Source organism: Tabrizicola sp. T46 (assembly GCF_057219895.1).
In genome coordinates this window covers 99,373-114,094 of the sequence record NZ_JBXVVV010000001.1, presented here as the reverse complement: position 1 = coordinate 114,094, position 14,722 = coordinate 99,373, and the positions used below count along the sequence as shown (strand labels likewise).

Annotated in this window: 18 protein-coding genes; 11 read left to right on the top strand and 7 right to left on the bottom strand. The window is 66.5% G+C overall.

The window, feature by feature from the left end:
* Positions 1–2 precede the first annotated feature (2 nt).
* From AC2D9V_RS00590 to AC2D9V_RS00570, 5 genes are read left to right on the top strand one after another with little or no spacing between them, the layout of a single operon-like run.
* On the top strand, positions 3–815 hold the full coding sequence (locus AC2D9V_RS00590) for a BtpA/SgcQ family protein (protein ID WP_484712089.1): 813 nt from the start codon (positions 3–5) through the stop codon (positions 813–815).
* Positions 812–1,894, top strand: coding sequence for a M42 family metallopeptidase (locus AC2D9V_RS00585; protein WP_484712088.1), 1,083 nt, complete (start codon positions 812–814; stop codon positions 1,892–1,894). The genes AC2D9V_RS00590 and AC2D9V_RS00585 overlap by 4 nt, the downstream gene beginning before the upstream one ends.
* On the top strand, positions 1,891–3,363 hold the full coding sequence (locus AC2D9V_RS00580) for an FGGY-family carbohydrate kinase (protein WP_484712087.1): 1,473 nt from the start codon (positions 1,891–1,893) through the stop codon (positions 3,361–3,363). Before AC2D9V_RS00585 ends, AC2D9V_RS00580 begins: the two co-directional genes overlap by 4 nt.
* On the top strand, positions 3,360–3,905 hold the full coding sequence (locus tag AC2D9V_RS00575) for an SIS domain-containing protein (protein WP_484712086.1): 546 nt from the start codon (positions 3,360–3,362) through the stop codon (positions 3,903–3,905). Before AC2D9V_RS00580 ends, AC2D9V_RS00575 begins: the two co-directional genes overlap by 4 nt.
* A 4-nt stretch (positions 3,906–3,909) precedes the next feature.
* Positions 3,910–4,644 (top strand): creatininase family protein, encoded by a 735-nt coding sequence (locus AC2D9V_RS00570; RefSeq protein WP_484712085.1) that lies wholly within the window; start codon positions 3,910–3,912, stop codon positions 4,642–4,644.
* 76 nt (positions 4,645–4,720) lie between these two features.
* On the opposite strand, the gene AC2D9V_RS00565 is transcribed toward AC2D9V_RS00570, so the two are convergent.
* The 3 genes from AC2D9V_RS00565 to AC2D9V_RS00555 all read right to left on the bottom strand — a co-directional run bounded on the left by AC2D9V_RS00565 (position 4,721) and on the right by AC2D9V_RS00555 (position 6,278).
* Complete coding sequence (locus tag AC2D9V_RS00565) at positions 4,721–5,176, bottom strand: RbsD/FucU family protein (RefSeq protein ID WP_484712084.1); 456 nt, start codon at positions 5,174–5,176, stop codon at positions 4,721–4,723.
* Between the two features lie 113 nt (positions 5,177–5,289).
* Positions 5,290–5,970 carry a glutathione S-transferase family protein gene (locus AC2D9V_RS00560; protein WP_484712083.1) on the bottom strand — a complete coding sequence of 227 codons (681 nt, stop codon included), beginning with the start codon at positions 5,968–5,970 and terminating at the stop codon, positions 5,290–5,292.
* Positions 5,967–6,278, bottom strand: a complete 312-nt coding sequence (locus tag AC2D9V_RS00555; RefSeq protein WP_484712082.1) for a Rieske (2Fe-2S) protein — start codon at positions 6,276–6,278, stop codon at positions 5,967–5,969. Before AC2D9V_RS00555 ends, AC2D9V_RS00560 begins: the two co-directional genes overlap by 4 nt.
* 104 nt (positions 6,279–6,382) lie before the next feature.
* Here AC2D9V_RS00555 and AC2D9V_RS00550 point away from each other — a divergent pair, with 104 nt between their 5' ends.
* The gene (locus tag AC2D9V_RS00550; protein WP_484712081.1) at positions 6,383–6,847 is read left to right on the top strand and encodes a MarR family winged helix-turn-helix transcriptional regulator; all 465 of its coding nucleotides are present in this window, start codon (positions 6,383–6,385) and stop codon (positions 6,845–6,847) included.
* Positions 6,848–6,874: 27 nt separating this feature from the next.
* On the opposite strand, the gene AC2D9V_RS00545 is transcribed toward AC2D9V_RS00550, so the two are convergent.
* The 3 genes from AC2D9V_RS00545 to AC2D9V_RS00535 form a co-directional block, all read right to left on the bottom strand.
* On the bottom strand, positions 6,875–7,879 hold the full coding sequence (locus AC2D9V_RS00545; protein WP_484712080.1) for a DUF1214 domain-containing protein: 1,005 nt from the start codon (positions 7,877–7,879) through the stop codon (positions 6,875–6,877).
* 79 nt (positions 7,880–7,958) lie between these two features.
* Positions 7,959–8,879 carry a carbohydrate ABC transporter permease gene (locus AC2D9V_RS00540; RefSeq protein ID WP_484712079.1) on the bottom strand — a complete coding sequence of 307 codons (921 nt, stop codon included), beginning with the start codon at positions 8,877–8,879 and terminating at the stop codon, positions 7,959–7,961.
* The gene (locus AC2D9V_RS00535; RefSeq protein ID WP_484712078.1) at positions 8,876–9,979 is read right to left on the bottom strand and encodes a carbohydrate ABC transporter permease; all 1,104 of its coding nucleotides are present in this window, start codon (positions 9,977–9,979) and stop codon (positions 8,876–8,878) included. Before AC2D9V_RS00535 ends, AC2D9V_RS00540 begins: the two co-directional genes overlap by 4 nt.
* A 194-nt stretch (positions 9,980–10,173) precedes the next feature.
* On the opposite strand from AC2D9V_RS00535, the gene AC2D9V_RS00530 reads away from it, so the two are divergent.
* Positions 10,174–10,659: a hypothetical protein gene (locus tag AC2D9V_RS00530; protein ID WP_484712077.1), complete on the top strand. Its 486-nt coding sequence runs from the start codon at positions 10,174–10,176 to the stop codon at positions 10,657–10,659.
* A 79-nt stretch (positions 10,660–10,738) separates the two neighbouring features.
* Here the strand turns inward: AC2D9V_RS00530 and AC2D9V_RS00525 are convergent, their stop codons facing one another.
* Entirely contained in the window at positions 10,739–11,455 is a 717-nt protein-coding gene (locus AC2D9V_RS00525) for a DUF6065 family protein (RefSeq protein ID WP_484712076.1), read from the bottom strand.
* A gap of 461 nt (positions 11,456–11,916) precedes the next feature.
* Here AC2D9V_RS00525 and pufB point away from each other — a divergent pair, with 461 nt between their 5' ends.
* The 4 genes from pufB to AC2D9V_RS00505 all read left to right on the top strand — a co-directional run bounded on the left by pufB (position 11,917) and on the right by AC2D9V_RS00505 (position 14,653).
* Positions 11,917–12,072, top strand: a complete 156-nt coding sequence (gene pufB, locus AC2D9V_RS00520) for a light-harvesting antenna LH1, beta subunit (RefSeq protein WP_484712075.1) — start codon at positions 11,917–11,919, stop codon at positions 12,070–12,072.
* A 10-nt stretch (positions 12,073–12,082) separates the two neighbouring features.
* A complete protein-coding gene (locus AC2D9V_RS00515) occupies positions 12,083–12,391 on the top strand; it encodes a light-harvesting protein (protein ID WP_484712074.1) in 309 nt (102 codons plus the stop codon).
* A gap of 137 nt (positions 12,392–12,528) precedes the next feature.
* The gene (locus AC2D9V_RS00510; RefSeq protein ID WP_484712073.1) at positions 12,529–13,974 is read left to right on the top strand and encodes a PucC family protein; all 1,446 of its coding nucleotides are present in this window, start codon (positions 12,529–12,531) and stop codon (positions 13,972–13,974) included.
* A 46-nt stretch (positions 13,975–14,020) separates the two neighbouring features.
* Positions 14,021–14,653 (top strand): hypothetical protein, encoded by a 633-nt coding sequence (locus AC2D9V_RS00505; RefSeq protein ID WP_484712072.1) that lies wholly within the window; start codon positions 14,021–14,023, stop codon positions 14,651–14,653.
* Positions 14,654–14,722 lie beyond the last annotated feature (69 nt).

The following is a 14,722-nucleotide window of genomic DNA, read 5'->3' as shown; positions in this document are numbered from 1 at the left end:
AGATGACGCGGTTCGAACGGGTCTTCGGGCGGAAAAAGCCGGTGATCGCCATGGTGCACCTCGGCGCGATGCCGGGCACGCCGCTGCATGATGCCGCTGGCGGGGTCGAAGGTATCCTGCGGGGGGCCGAGGCGGACCTTGCCGCACTTCAGGCCGCCGGGGTCGATGCGGTGATGTTCGGGAATGAGAATGACCGGCCCTATGAACTGAAGGTCGACACGGCCAGCACGGCGACGATGGCCTATGTCATCGGTCGGCTCCGCGACCGGATCACCGTGCCTTTCGGCGTCAATGTGCTTTGGGACCCGATGGCGACGATGGCACTGGCGGCGGCGACCGGGGCGGCCTTCGTGCGCGAAATCTTCACCGGCACCTATGCCAGCGACATGGGCCTTTGGGCGCCCGACGCCGGGGCCGCCCGGCGCTATGCCTCGCGGTTGGGGGTGGGCGAGGTGGCGACGCTTTACAACGTCTCGGCCGAATTCGCGGGCTCGCTCGATCCCCGCCCGCTGGCGGACCGGGCGCGGTCGGCGGTCTTCTCATCGGTCCCCGATGCGGTCCTCGTCTCGGGTGCCATCACGGGTGAGGCGGCGCGGATGGAGGATCTGGAGGCGGTGAAGCGGGTGCTGCCCTCGGTGCCGGTTCTGGCGAACACGGGGGTGAAGCACGCGACGGTGGCCGAGGTGCTGCGGATCGCCGATGGCTGCATCGTCGGCTCGGCCCTGAAGGTCGACGGCGACACCTGGGCGGCGGTGGACCCCGCACGGGCGAAGGATTTCATGGACCGCGCAAGGGCGGCACGGGGCGGCGCATGATCCGGGAGACGCTGACGGAGCTGATGCTGATCCCCGGCCTTTCGGGCCATGAGGAGCGGGTGGCGAAGGCCATCGCCGCGCATCTGGACCGGATGGGGTTGCCGCACCGGTCGGACCGGCTGGGGAACCTGATGACGACGATCCCGGGCGATCCTTCGCGCCCGTCGGTGATGATCTTCACCCATATGGACCAGTTGGGCTTCATCGTCCGCAAGGTCGAGGCGAACGGGCTCATTCGGCTGGAGCGGCTGGGCGGGGTGCCGGAACGCGCACTGCCGGCGCAGGCGGTGGTCCTTTCGACCGACAAGGGCGATGTGAACGGTGTCATCGCAAACAAGTCGCACCATGCGACGGCGCCGGAAGAGAAGTACCGCGTCGTCCCTTACGCCGAGCTTTACGTCGATGCGGGCTTCGCGAGTGCTGCCGAGGCCGAGGCGGCAAGGGTGCGGATCGGCACGCCCGTGACCTATGCGCCGCGTGTCCTGCCGTTGCAGGGGACGCGGCTGGCCGGAACCTCGGTCGACGACCGGGCCGGATGTGCGGTGCTGCTGGCGCTGGCGGCTGCTCGGAAGGGAAAGCCCGGGCCGACGCTGCACCTCGTCTGGTCGGTGCAGGAGGAGTACAACCTGCGCGGCGTGCTGCCGGCGGCCACGGCGCTGCAGCCGGACATCGCGTTGCAGATCGACCTTCTCCTCGCCTGCGACACGCCGGACATGTCCGGGCGGGGTGATGTCCGCCTGGGGGGCGGGCCGGGGATCAGCCTTTACTCCTTCCACGGGCGGGGCACGCTGAACGGGGTGATCCCGCATCCTGCCCTCGTCCGGCTGATGGAGGACGCGGCCGAAGGCGCCGGTCTTCCCCTGCAGCGCTCCGCCCATACCGGCGCGCTGACGGACCTGAGCTACATCCAGTTCATGGGGCCGGAAGGTGTGGCCTGCCTCGATGTCGGTTTCCCGATGCGGTATTCTCATTCGTCGCTCGAGGTGGTGGATACCGATGACCTTGGGGCGCTGGTCCGGCTTCTGGATGCGGGGCTGGACCGGATCACCCCCGGCTTTACCCTGACGCGCAGCCCATGACCCACACCCTTGGCATCGACATCGGGACCTTCGAGACCAAGGGCGTCCTTGTCGCCCATGACGGCACGATCACCGCCACCGCAAGCCGGCCGCACAAGATGATGGTGCCGCGTCCCGGCTGGGCCGAACACCGCGCGGATGAGGATTGGTGGGGCGATTTCGTCTTTGTGACCAAGGCCTTGCTGGCCCAGTCCGGCCTTGACCCGCATGAGATCAAGGCGGTCGCGGCCAGTGCCATCGGGCCCTGCATGCTGCCGGTGGACGCGGACGGCAGGCCGCTGATGAACGGGGTCCTTTATGGCGTCGACACTCGTGCGACCGACCAGATTGCCGCCTTGAATGCCGCCATCGGCGAAGAGGTGATCCTTGCGCGCTGCGGCAACGCGCTGACCTCGCAGTCGGTCGGGCCGAAGATCCTGTGGCTGAAGGAGACGCAGCCGGAGCTTTTCGCGCGGACGGCGAAGGTCCTGACCTCGACCAGCTACCTCACCTGGAAGCTGACCGGAGAGTATGTGATCGACCACTACACTGCCGCGAATTTCTCGCCGCTTTACGATGTGGGGCGGCAGGATTGGACGGATGATCTGGCCGACTTTCTGCCGCTGGAACGTCTGCCACGTCTGATGTGGTCCAGCGAGATCGCGGGGCGGGTGACGGCGGCGGCGGCGGCCGAGACCGGGCTGGCGATCGGCACGCCGGTGACCTGCGGCACCATCGACGCGGCGGCCGAGGCGGTTAGCGTGGGCGTCGCGGCCCCGGGCGAGATGATGGTGATGTATGGCTCGACCATCTTCATCATCCAGGTCACCGCGCAGCCGGTCCGCGACGCACGGCTCTGGTATGCGCCCTGGCTTTTCCCCGGCCAGCACGCCAGCATGGCGGGGCTTGCGACCAGCGGAACGCTGACCCACTGGTTCCGCGACCAGCTGGCGCGCGATGCCGACTTCGGCACGCTGGCGGCCGAGGCGGCGGCCAGTCCGAAGGGCGCGAAGGGGCTGATCTGCCTGCCCTATTTCTCGGGCGAGCGGACCCCGATCCATGACCCCCATGCCAAGGGGGTCTTCTTCGGGCTGGACCTGACCCATACCCGCGCCGACCTTTACCGCGCGGTGCTGGAAGGGATCGCGATGGGGACCGCCCATGTGTTTGAGACCTGCGCCGAGGTTGGTGCCGCGCCGGGGCGGGTGCTCGCGGTCGGCGGGGGAACGAAGAACGCGCTCTGGCTGCAGGCGACGTCGGATATCGGCGGGGTCGTGCAGCACGTCTGCGAAAAGACCATCGGCGCCAGCTATGGCGACGCCTTCCTGGCAGCGCTTGCCATCGGAGCGGTCAGCCCCGGCGACATCCGGGCCTGGAACCCTGACGCCAGCACCGTGACGCCCGAGGTGGTCCCGGCCTATGGCGTGCAGTATCCGATCTGGAAGCAGCTCTACCAGCAGACGCGCGACCTGATGGCGGCGCTGCCGTGAACGCGCTCCTCTCGGCCCTGCGGGAGCTGGAAGCGGTCGCCCTGGCGCTGGACGACGGGCAGGTCGAGGAGGCGTGCCGGACGATCGCCGCGTCCCGCCGGATCGTCGCCTATGGCTGCGGGCGCGAGGGGCTGATGCTGCGGGCTTTCGTGATGCGGCTTCACCACCTTGGCCTTGAGGTGGCGATGCAGGGGGACATGGCGGCCCCTCCACTGGGCGAGGGCGACCTCTTTCTGTGTTCGGCCGGACCGGGAGAACTTTCGACCGTCACCGCGCTGATGGGGGTCGCGCAGCGCGACGGCGCGCGGGTGCTGATGATCACGGCCGAGCCGGAGAGGCCCTCGCCCCGCGCGGCCGACCAGTTGCTGGTGATCCCGGCCCAGACGATGGCGCGGGATCTGGGCGGCGTGTCGACCCTGCCGATGGGCTCGCTGTTTGAAGGCGCGATGTTCCTCGTGTTCGAGGTCATGGTCCTGCGCCTTGCCGCTATCCTGGGCCAGACGCCCGAGGCGATGCGGGCCCGCCATACCAACATGGAGTAGCCGGATGGACTTCGCCCGCCTGCGCCCGCACCAGCTGCAAGAGGCCATCGCGGCGAACACGCCGGTCGTCCTTCCGATCGGGGTGATGGAATACCACGGCGCGCACCTGCCGGCGGGGGTGGACCTCTTGGCGGTGACCGGGGTGCTGGAGCGGCTGGGGGACAGGGTCGTCACGCTGCCGCCTTTCGCCTATGGCGCGGCCAGCCATGCGGTCGCGGGGCCGGAGGGGACGGGGACGCTGCATCTGGACGCCTCGGCCCTGCTGCCGATGATCGAGGCGCTGTTCGCGGCCCTTCTGAAGGCGGGGTTCCGCAACATCCACGGGGTGATCCACCACCAGTCCGAGAACTTCGCGCAAGGGATGCCGACCGACCTTGCCTTCCGCCTGGGCGCGCGGAACGCGATCTTCCGGCATCTGGAGGCCGAGCGGGGTGCAGGCTGGTGGGGGCGGCGCGAGATGGCCGACTACTACGACCGTCACGCGGCGGCCGAGGACCCGTTCAACTGGATCCGCATCCATCCCCTCTTTCCAAAGGGGGCCGACTTTCCCTTCGATCATGCAGGGGTGGGGGAGACGGCCCTGATGCTCGCGCTGGCCCCGGAGACGGTCGCGATGGAGCGGGCGCTAGAGGGCGGGCATTGGTACACCGAGACCGCCCCTTTCGCGACGCGGGAGCTGGGTGAGAAAGGCGTGGCGATCGCGGTGGCGCACCTTCGGGCCGTTCTGGGGCTTGGCTGACGGGCGCTCGTCGTGCGCCTTCGGCTTCTCCTCGCAGGTCCAGCAAGGAGCGGCGGAGCCTGCGACGAGCGGTCGGTCAGAGTTCGGGTAGGTTGACCACGCCCTTCTTCAGGATGAAGCAGCCGTAGGGTCCGCTGTCGGCGGTGCGGATGATCGCGAAGCTGCGTTTCGCGGCCTCGTAGAAGGCGAAGCGTTCGAGGGCTTGCATGCCGACGCGGCGGCCCTCGGCCTCATCGGCGACGGCCTGCATCCGGGCGAAGATCGGCTGGAAGCCGGTGGGATCGCCCACCACCTCCATCCGGGTGATGGGTGTCGGGACGAAGGTATCGAGCGGCATGAGGGAGAGGATCGCCCGCGCGGCGGTGGGGATGTCGCAGCCGGCCATGTCGACGAGCCGGCCGTAGGTCGTCTCGGCGGCGATGGTGGCGGCGGGGTGGTTCACGTCGCAGATCACGAGGTCGTCGCCGTGACCCATCAGCATGAGGATGTGCACCACCTCGGCCGAGAGGCGCTGGTCTATTCCCTTGAGCATCGCGTTTCCCTGTCCACAGTGGTCAGTTTTGAATTATATCATGATATCAGACACTTGCGCGTGGACGTTTACCATCTGTTAAGGACATGCTTAACGAGAGGTAATCGCCTTCGTCATGGTCTAGCATCCGCCGGTTCGGGCGTCATCAGGGTCGAGAGGTGCGAGCCGCGGGCGTGGAGGAACCGGCGCAGGCGGTCCGGGTAGTCGGATGAGACGGCGCCTGCGACCGAGGGGCGGGCGGCGAGGTGCTTGCGCCAGGCGGTGACCTTGGGCAGGCCGGTGAGGATGCCGAAGTCTGCGATGTGGTCGAAGCTGTCGAAGTAGCGGAAGACAGGGCCGAAGACGGCATCGACGAGGCCGAAGCCCGCGCCGCCGAACCAGGGGCCCGGCCCGAGCTCGGCCTCGATGCGGGCGAACTTGGCGTGCAGGGCGGCTACTTTCCCCGTGAAGGCGAGAGCGTCCGGCGCGGCGTAGAGACCTGCGATGTCGTTCAGGATCGCCGATCCGAACTCGATCCAGGCCCGGTGGCGGGCGCGGTCCAACGGGTTGGCGGGGTGGAGGGGATTGGCCTGCGTCTCCTCCAGATACTCAAGGATGACGGCAGATTCGAAGATCGGGGTGCCGTCCACCACGAGGACCGGAGTCTTGCCCAAGGGCGAGAGGCGCAGGAACCAGTCCGGTTTCCGGGCAAGGTCGATGTCGGTCCGGTCGAAGGGAACGCCCTTTTCGGTCAGCGCAATCGCGGCGCGCTGGACGTAAGGGCAGAGCGGATGGCTGATGAGGTGCAGCGTCATGCCGGTTCCCCCCAGACATAACGCACCTCGCCGTCCTCGATGCGGATCGGCAGGAACATGAGGCGCGCGTTGGCAGGTGCCGGGCCGTCGATCCGCCGCCCGTCTTCCAGCGAGAAACGGGCGCCGTGCCAGGGACAGGTGAGCGCGCCGTCCTTGCAGTCCAGCGGCCCGCCGAGGTGGAGACAGGTGTTCGCGGCGGCGCGGATGCGACCGCCCGTGCGCCAGACATGAACTTCGCGCCCGAAGAAGGGGACAAGGAGGGTGCCGTCGGCGGGAACGTCGGCTTCGCGGCAGAGGGGGTGTTTCATGGTCATGCTCCGAGGCTGCGGAAGTAGATGCAAATGCATCGATATGCCTGAGTCGCCGATGAGTCAAGCTTGATGCATATGCATCTATATGCCAGACTGTGGCCATGACCCGACCCGACCCGCCGCTGCCTGCCCCTGATACCGTTGCCGCCTGGACCCGGCTGATGACCGCGTCGCGGGTGCTTCTGGACGAGGTGGAGGCTGCGCTGAAGGCGGCGGGCCTGCCGCCCTTGCCCTGGTATGACGCCCTTTGGGAGCTGGAGCGGGCCGAGGCGGGCCTGCGCCCGTTCGAGTTGCAGGAACGGCTGCTTCTACCGCAGTACGGGACGTCGCGGCTTCTGGACCGGCTGGTGCAGGCGGGTCTGGTGGAGCGGCTGGCCTGCGCGGAGGATGGGCGGGGGCAGTTGGTGCGGATCACCGCCGAAGGTCTGGCGACACGGGCAAGGATGTGGCCGGTCTATGCCGAGCGGCTGTGTGCGCTGGTAGAAGCGCCGCTGCGTGAGGGCGAGGCGGTGGCGCTTGCCGAAGGTCTTGGTCGGTTGATCGGGGCGGCGCGGCGGGGGACATGACCCCGCCGCACAGCTGCGCGTCCGGCTTTACTTCGCTTCCGCCAGGGCCGGCACCGTCCAGGTTCCCTGCAGGACCTCGTCGCGCGGGCGGTAGAGGCGCACGACATAGGTCCAGCCTTCCATCGTCCTGAGGTAGTTCGGCTGCGAGGCGTCGCCGCCGAAGCGCAGCACGACGCTGCCATCCGCCTCGGGCTTGGCGGTGACGCTGTTGAACGAGGCCTGTTCGACCGGGGCCTCGAAGAAGCCGTCCTTATTGTAGACGATCACCGACCAGAACCCGTCGACCGGCACATCCTTGAGGGTCAGGGTGTAGGCCGTCTTGCCGCTGTTGTCGGGCGGGGCGCCGAAGACATAGATCGCCGCCTTGGGCGGGTTCGCGCCCCAGCCGGCCGCGGTGCCGACGAGATGGGCGACGGGGTCGACCTCGCCCTTGTCGCCGAAGGCAATCGCATTCGGGTCCTGATGGGCGGCGAGCTGGTTCAGCAGGCCGCGCACGGCATCGCGCGAGGCGCTGTCCCAGTCCGGCAGGTCGAGCGTGCCGACATTGTCCTGTTTCGCCGTGATCGCGTCCTGCAGCGCATGTGCCTTGGCGAGATCGTCGGGATCGTTGGCGTCGATGAAGTGACGGATGAAGACCTGGACGTAACGGGTGCCGATCGCCTCCTGCGTCAGGGTATAGTCGCCCGCATCGTAGTCGACCCCCTTGATGTAGTGGTCCTGGTCGATCACCAGCATCGACCGGAAGCGGTCGCCCGCATCGGGCAGGGTGATGGTGACGGGCGTTGTCAGGTCGAAGACGGCGGAGCTGTACAGCGTGTCGCGGTTCATGCGGATCACGGTCTGCTTGTCGACCTCGACCGGGGTCCGGACATGGTGGAAGACGCCAAGCTGGCCGTTGTTCGAGTTCTTGACCGCGTAGCCGTCGGTCTCGGCCCTGACGAAGTTGCCAAGGGTGACGACCTGCGGCTCGGCGAAGACGGGAAGAGCGGACAAGGCAAGCGCGCCGAACGCCATCAGAAAACGTCTGGACATTGGAGTCTCCGGGTTGAGGGGGCAGATGATGAGAGCGTATTCGGACGGACCGCAAAAGCAAGCGCATCCTCTGGCTGCTTCACTTCACCGCGCCGGCCGCCATGCCCTTGATGATGAAGCGTTCCAGCACGATCCCGATGATCACGAGCGGCAGGATCGCCATCGTCGAAAGCGCCGCCATCGACCACCAGCTGATGCCCTGCGACCCGGTCTGGCTGGCCACCATCACCGGCAGGGTATTGGCATGGGTGGAGGTCAGGAGGGCGGCGAAGAAATACTCGTTCCAGGTCAGGACGAGGCTGAGGATGAAGGCCGCCACCATGCCGGGCAGCGCGATCGGCAGGATGATGGTGAAGAAAGCCCCCCAGACGCCGAGGCCGTCGACCATCGCCGCCTCTTCCAGCTCGGTCGGGATGCCGGCGAACTGGTCGCGCATGATCCATATGACGATGGGCAGGACGGTGAGGGTGTAAAGGAGGATCAGCCCGATACGGGTATCAAGCAGCCCGAGCGCCTTGTAGAGAACAAGGAACGGAAGGGCGAGGACCACGGGAGGCAGGATCAGCTGCGACAGGAAGAAGAACGAGATGTCGTCGTTCTTCATGTAGCCGAAGCGGTAGGAGAACCGTGACAGGCCATAGGCGGCGAGGCTGCCAAGGAGGACGGCGAGGGTCGAGGAGACGAGGGCGGTGACGGTCGAGTTCCAGAAGCGTTTCAGGAATTCGTCCCGTACGGTCGATTCGCCCCCCCATGTGTCGGGCGAAAGGCCGAGCGAGCGGAAGCCGAGCCAGGCGGGGTCGTAGTCGACCCAAGGCACCATGTTCCCCTTCATCACGTTCGGGGCCATCTTGAAGCTGGTCGTGACGGTCCAGTAGATCGGGAAGAGGCAGATGATCGCCCAGAGGATCAGGACGCCGTAGATCAGGACCCGGCTTGTCACCCATTTGGCGCGGTGGGCGCGGTCGGTGTCGCTGTCCTTGAAGATCGCGGTTTCGGTCATGTGCGCGGCCTTGCGTGGCGGGCGGCGAGTTTCATCAGCACGGTCATGAAGATGATGATGACGACAAGGTAGACCATGGCGAGCATGGTGCCGTAGCCGACGTTCGACCGGTCGCGGTATTCGCGGAAGATGAAGCTGGTCACCGTGTCGGTGGCCCCGCCCGGCCCGCCCGAGGTGACGTTGATGACGATGTCGGCGAGTTTGAGCTTGAAGATGATGCGGATCAGGATCGCGGTGATCGAGACCGGCAGCATCAGGGGGAAGGTCACCTCCCAGAACGACCGCCAGCCGGTGGCACCATCGACGCGGGAGGCTTCGGTCAGTTCCTTGGGGATCGCCTGCAGGCCGGCGAGAAGCATGATCATCATGAAGGGGATGAAGGTCCAGGCGTCCATCACCATGATGGTGAGCTTGGCCATCTCGGGCGAGCCGAAGAAGGACGGGTTCTCCCATCCCAGCCAGCGGGCAAGGCGGGCGATCGGGCCGAAGCGGGGTTCCAGCATCGACTTGCCCACCATCCAGCTGACCGCGACGGGCGAGAGCATCAGCGGCAGAAGGAAGGCGACGCGGAAGAACTTTCGGGCCCGGATCTGGGCGTTGAGGAGGAGCGCAAGGCCGAAGGCGATGGCGTATTCGACAAGGATCGCGAGGACGTACCAGACCATGTTGCCCATGGCGTTCCAGTAGAACGGGTCGTTCCACATCTGGACGAGGTTCGCCATGCCGTTGAACTGGCGGCCGTCGGGGCTGGAGAGGTTCCAGCTGGAAAAGGCGATGACGAGGCCGAAGAGAAGGGGGAAGACGGTGAGCGAGATGACGAAGAGCGCGGCGGGCAGGACGAAGAGGGTGCGTTTGCCCGCCTCGCCCCGCAGAAGTACCTGCCCCCAGCAAAGTGCCACGGCCCAGGTGCAATAGGCGTAAAGCGTGGGCCGCCAGGTCTGGAAGCCGATCTCGACCAGCCCCGCCGAGTCGAGCGTCTGCGCCAGCGCGACGAGGAGCGCAAGGAGCCCCGTGCCCCACATCAGCAGGCGTCCCGTCGCGCGGCGCCGGTCCGAGATCGTGTCGCTGGTGACGACGTGCAGGAGATCGCCTTGACTCATGCTAGCATGTTAGCTGCCCCTGCGGGCCGGGCAAGCCGCAAATTCGACGGTTGGTGGGTGCCCGGTGCATAAACCCAGGTTTATGTCGGGCCGTCCTACCTTTGGTTGAGCGGATTTGGCGTCCGGTTTATGGACGTCGCGTCAAGCGGCCATATCCTCGTCGCCATCTCGCAACCACAGAACGGAGACGGACGATGAAGTTGATTGCCACCATGATCGCGGCGCTTGGCGTTACCCTGACGGGCGGTGCCGCCGATGCCGGGCCTTCGGCTGCCAAGCTGCAGATCGGTGCCGGCAAGGGCGGCGCTGACCGCGCGGTCGAGTTCCGGTCGAAGAGCTACCTCGACGGCAGCGGCGCGGCGATCATCCCGGTCGAGGGTGGAACCAAGCTGAAGCGGGTGATGCGCGACGGCAAGTGGGTCTGGATCGCGAATTCGGGGTCGGACGACGACTCGAACTCGAACAGCAATAGCAACAGCAACTCGAACTCGAACAGCAGCTCGAACTCGAACAGTAACTCGAACTCCAACAGTAACTCGAACTCCAACTCGAACTCGAACAGCAACAGCAATTCGAACAGCAATTCCAACAGCAACAGCAACTCGAACAGCAATTCGAACTCCAACTCGAATTCGAATTCGAACTCCAACTCGAACTCGAACGACGATTCCGACGACTGATCAGGCGAAGCGAGCAGCACAAAAGGAAGGGGGTCACCCTGTCGGTTGGCCCCCTTCTGCGTTCCCGGCCCCGGTCGCGTTACTTGCGGGGGGCGCGGGCGTCCGTGCGGTACCAGCCGGTTCCGGCTCGGGTGTTGCGGTTCACCTTGTCCCGGGCCTCGGCGTCCTCGGGGGTTTCCGGCCCGATGTCGGCCGTGATCTCGGCGGCGTCGCGGCGGAAGGGGATGACTTGGACCATGGGCGAGCCCTTCTCGATCACATGGAGGCCGTCGGAGCCTGTGGCGAAGAAGGGGAAGTGCACCGGCGCGGTGTAGGTGTCGGTGTCGACGACGCCCGAGATCACCTCGAAAAGGCCATTCGGCCGGTTCAGCGGGCTGACGAAAAGGCAGGACCAGCCGGGCGGCGTGACGATGGTCCAAAAGTTGTGGAACTTGCAGGGCGGGCGGTCGCCCCAGGGATTGCCCCTGACCTGGTGCATCCCGTGGCCCGAAGCCATGGCGCGGTCGAAGTCCCAGCCGGTCTCCACATGGGTGCCGTTCCCCGAGATCGTCATCCGCAGTTCGGCGGCGAATGGGATGATCCAGCCGGTGGTCATCGCGTCCAGAAACGGCATGCAGCGCTTGACGGTGAGGCCCGTGTCGGTAGCCGAGACCTTTTCGGGATCGACGGCGGGCAGGCGGCGGAACCAGGCGGGCAGGTAGTCCCTGGCCGGAATGGGCGGCGCAATCACCCCATGGTCGCGCGGTTCGCAGAGAAAGCGGATCCGGGGCGGCGGGCTTGGCTTGCGGCCGAACATGGGCGAACTCTCCTGGTGTTGCGCTTGGCCGAAGCCTAGAGGCCGCGTCCGCCAAGGCAATAAACGGAAGGTAGAAATGCTGCGGTTTTGCGCTGTTCGGGCGGCGTTCAAGCGCGTGGCCGGGCGCGACTCGCCGCCGGGCAGCGCGGGGCGGCTGCGACAGCTGTCAGGTGCCTGATCGAATTCTTGCAGCAGAATTTTCGAAGGCTATAGGTCAAGGGCGCGGCCTCAGCGCCCCAGGCTGCCGCCAGACTTCTGAAACAATTAGATTTTCCTGAAGATGTCGCAGGACTGATCTTTCGTTCAGTCAAATCAACGTTACAGTTGCTAATGTTGCGACAAGATGTCACATATGGAGTCAGGTGTTTGCGTGGGCTTGCCGACGCGGGCTCTCTGGGCGGACAGGATGTCGTCGATCCGCCTTGCGCAGTACCAGACGACGCAGGCAAGGAGGTGCCTCCATGTCCAATGATCCTGACAAGGTCTGGCCGACAGGTCTGACCCTTCGGGAAGCTGAGGAAGTCCACAGCTACCTGATCGACGGCACGCGCGTGTTCGGGGTGATCGCCCTGATCGCGCATCTGCTGGTCGCCGTTACCACCCCGTGGCTTGGCTGAGGGGGACAGAATGAACAACGCAAAAATGTGGCTTGTCGTTAAGCCGACTGTCGGAGTTCCGCTGTTCCTTACCGCTGTTGCGGTCGGGTCGTTCGCCGTCCATGTCGCTGTTCTGAGCAACACGACCTGGGTTTCGGACTTCCTGTCGGGCAAGCCCCTGGGAACCGGGGCCATGGCCTCGGCGGTCCTGCCGGAGACGGATGCCGCGAAAGTGGCCTACATCCCGGGCGTGTCGAACGAAGTGCTTATCACGATGCCCGACGGCACCACAGCACGGGCCGTGCTGCAGATGCCGCAGGACATGGCGTCGCTGAACTGAAGCAAAATCCGCGCGCGGCCCTGTCATGGGGCCGCGCGCGGCTATCCTTTCAGGGCGCGGCTACCGGCCTTGCGCCCTGCACGACAAGGCTTCACGGGCCGTCACGGCGTGGCGTGTCAAGGCATGGGTGCCCGGTGATGTTCGACTACAAGCGTTTCGCCCTGACCAAGCTTTCCGGCATGGCCCCGCGATGGCTGCCCTTTGCCGACGTTGCTTCGGAGGAGGTACCGCTGGGGCGCCTGCTGCGGCTGTCGCTGTTTCAGGTGACGGTCGGCATGGCGCTGGTCCTGATGGTCGGCACCCTGAACCGGGTGATGATCGTCGAGTTGAAGGTGCCGGCGACGCTGGTCGCGGTGATGCTGGCGCTGCCCCTGGTCTTTGCCCCGTTCCGCGCGCTGATCGGCTTCAAGTCGGACACGTTCCGCTCGGCGCTTGGCCTTCGGCGGCTGCCGTTCATTTTCAAGGGCACGATGTACCAGTTCGGCGGCTTCGCGATCATGCCTTTCGCGCTTCTGGTGCTGTCGGGCTATGGCGAGGCGGTGGATGCCCCGCGGTGGATCGGGCTGACCTCGGCGGCGCTGGCTTTCCTTCTGGTCGGGGCGGGCGTGCACATCGTGCAGACCGTCGGCCTTGCGCTGGCGACCGATCTCGTGCCCGAGGAGGACCAGCCCAAGGTCGTGGGCCTGATGTATGTGATGCTGCTGGTGGGCATGATCGTCAGCGCCTTTGTCTATGGTGCGCTCTTGGAGAATTACACGCCGGGCCGGCTGATCCAGGTGATCCAGGGAACGGCAGTGGTCACGATCGTGCTGAACGGCCTTGCGATGTGGAAGCAGGAGGCGCGGAACCGCGCGCGGGCGCAGACGCCGCAGCCGGCGGTGAGCTTCGGCCAGGCCTGGGCTAGGCTTTCGGCGCGGCCCGGGATCCTGCGGCTTCTGGTCGTGATCGCGCTGGGGACGGCAGGGTTCGGCATGGCGGACGTCCTTTTGGAGCCGTTCGGCGGGCAGGTCCTGCAGATGTCGGTGGCCGAGACGACGCGGCTGACGGTGGTGCTGGCCTTCGGCAGCCTCTTGGGCTTTGGCCTGGCCTCGCGCTGGCTGGGGCGGGGTGGCTGGCCGATGAGCGTCGCGGCCACCGGGGCGATGATCGGGGTGCCAGCCTTCGTGATGGTGCTGGTATCGGCGGCGATCCTTTCGGTGCCGCTGTTGATCCTTTCGACACTGGCGGCGGGGTTCGGGGCCGGGCTTTTCGGCCATGGGACGCTGACCGCCACGATGCGGAGCGCGCCGCGCGACCAGATCGGCCTCTCGCTTGGTGCCTGGGGGGCGGTGCAGACGACGGCCGCCGGGGTGGCGATTGCGATTGGCGGGGTGATCCGGGACGCGATGCTTCTGGTCCCCGGCGAGATGGCCGCAAGTGCGGGACCCTATGTGCCGGTCTTCGCGCTGGAGGCCGGTCTTCTGGCGCTGGCGCTGATCGCGGCGCTGCCACTTCTGCGGCGTGGGGTCGACAGCGACTGCGGGGCCGCTATCTCCAAGGGTTTAGGGGCGGCGCAGGACGATCTTGCGGGAACCAAGGCATGACGGAACGGCAAGGCTCAGGTTGGGCCACAGAGCAACGGGGTGAAACATGACCACCATCATCACAAGGCTTTACAAGGACCTGGCAACGGCCCAGGCGGTCGCGGCGGAACTGATTTCGGCCGGACATGACAGTGCGACGGTCGACGTGATCGGGCGCGACGGGGAGGGAACGGCCGAGGCGCGGATGGCCGAAGCGCGGGTGCCGAAGGCCTCGGCGGCGGCCTATGCCGGGGGCATCGCCAAGGGCGGGGCCCTTCTGGTGGTCCGCGCGCCCTTCGCCCCGATGGGAACCGCGCGCCATGCGATGCGGGTCGTCAACCGGACGCCGGCGATCAACGTGGGGCTGGCGGACGAGGACGTCTACATCCGCGAGCAGCCTAAGCTGGAGAGGTCCGGCAAGGTCCTGCCCGGCACGGTCTTCTACATGTCGAACCCGCACCGGTCCCTGACGCATGGCCACATCTTCGGGAAGAACCCGATCCTGCCCGCGAAGGAGCGGACCTCGGCCATCCGGGGCGGGGCCTACATGTCGACCAAGTTCTGGCCGGGCAAGCTGATCTCGGCACCGAAGGAACGGACCTCGGCGATCCGGGGGGGCATGCTGATCTCGTCGATCTTCGGCATCCCGACCCTGTCCGGTGACACGCCGTCGCGTGAGCTGATCCCGACCATCATCTGATCGGCGACCCCAAAGCAGAACCGGCGCGCGGGCCTCCCCGAGCGCCGGTTCTTTTCTTGGCGGAGAAGG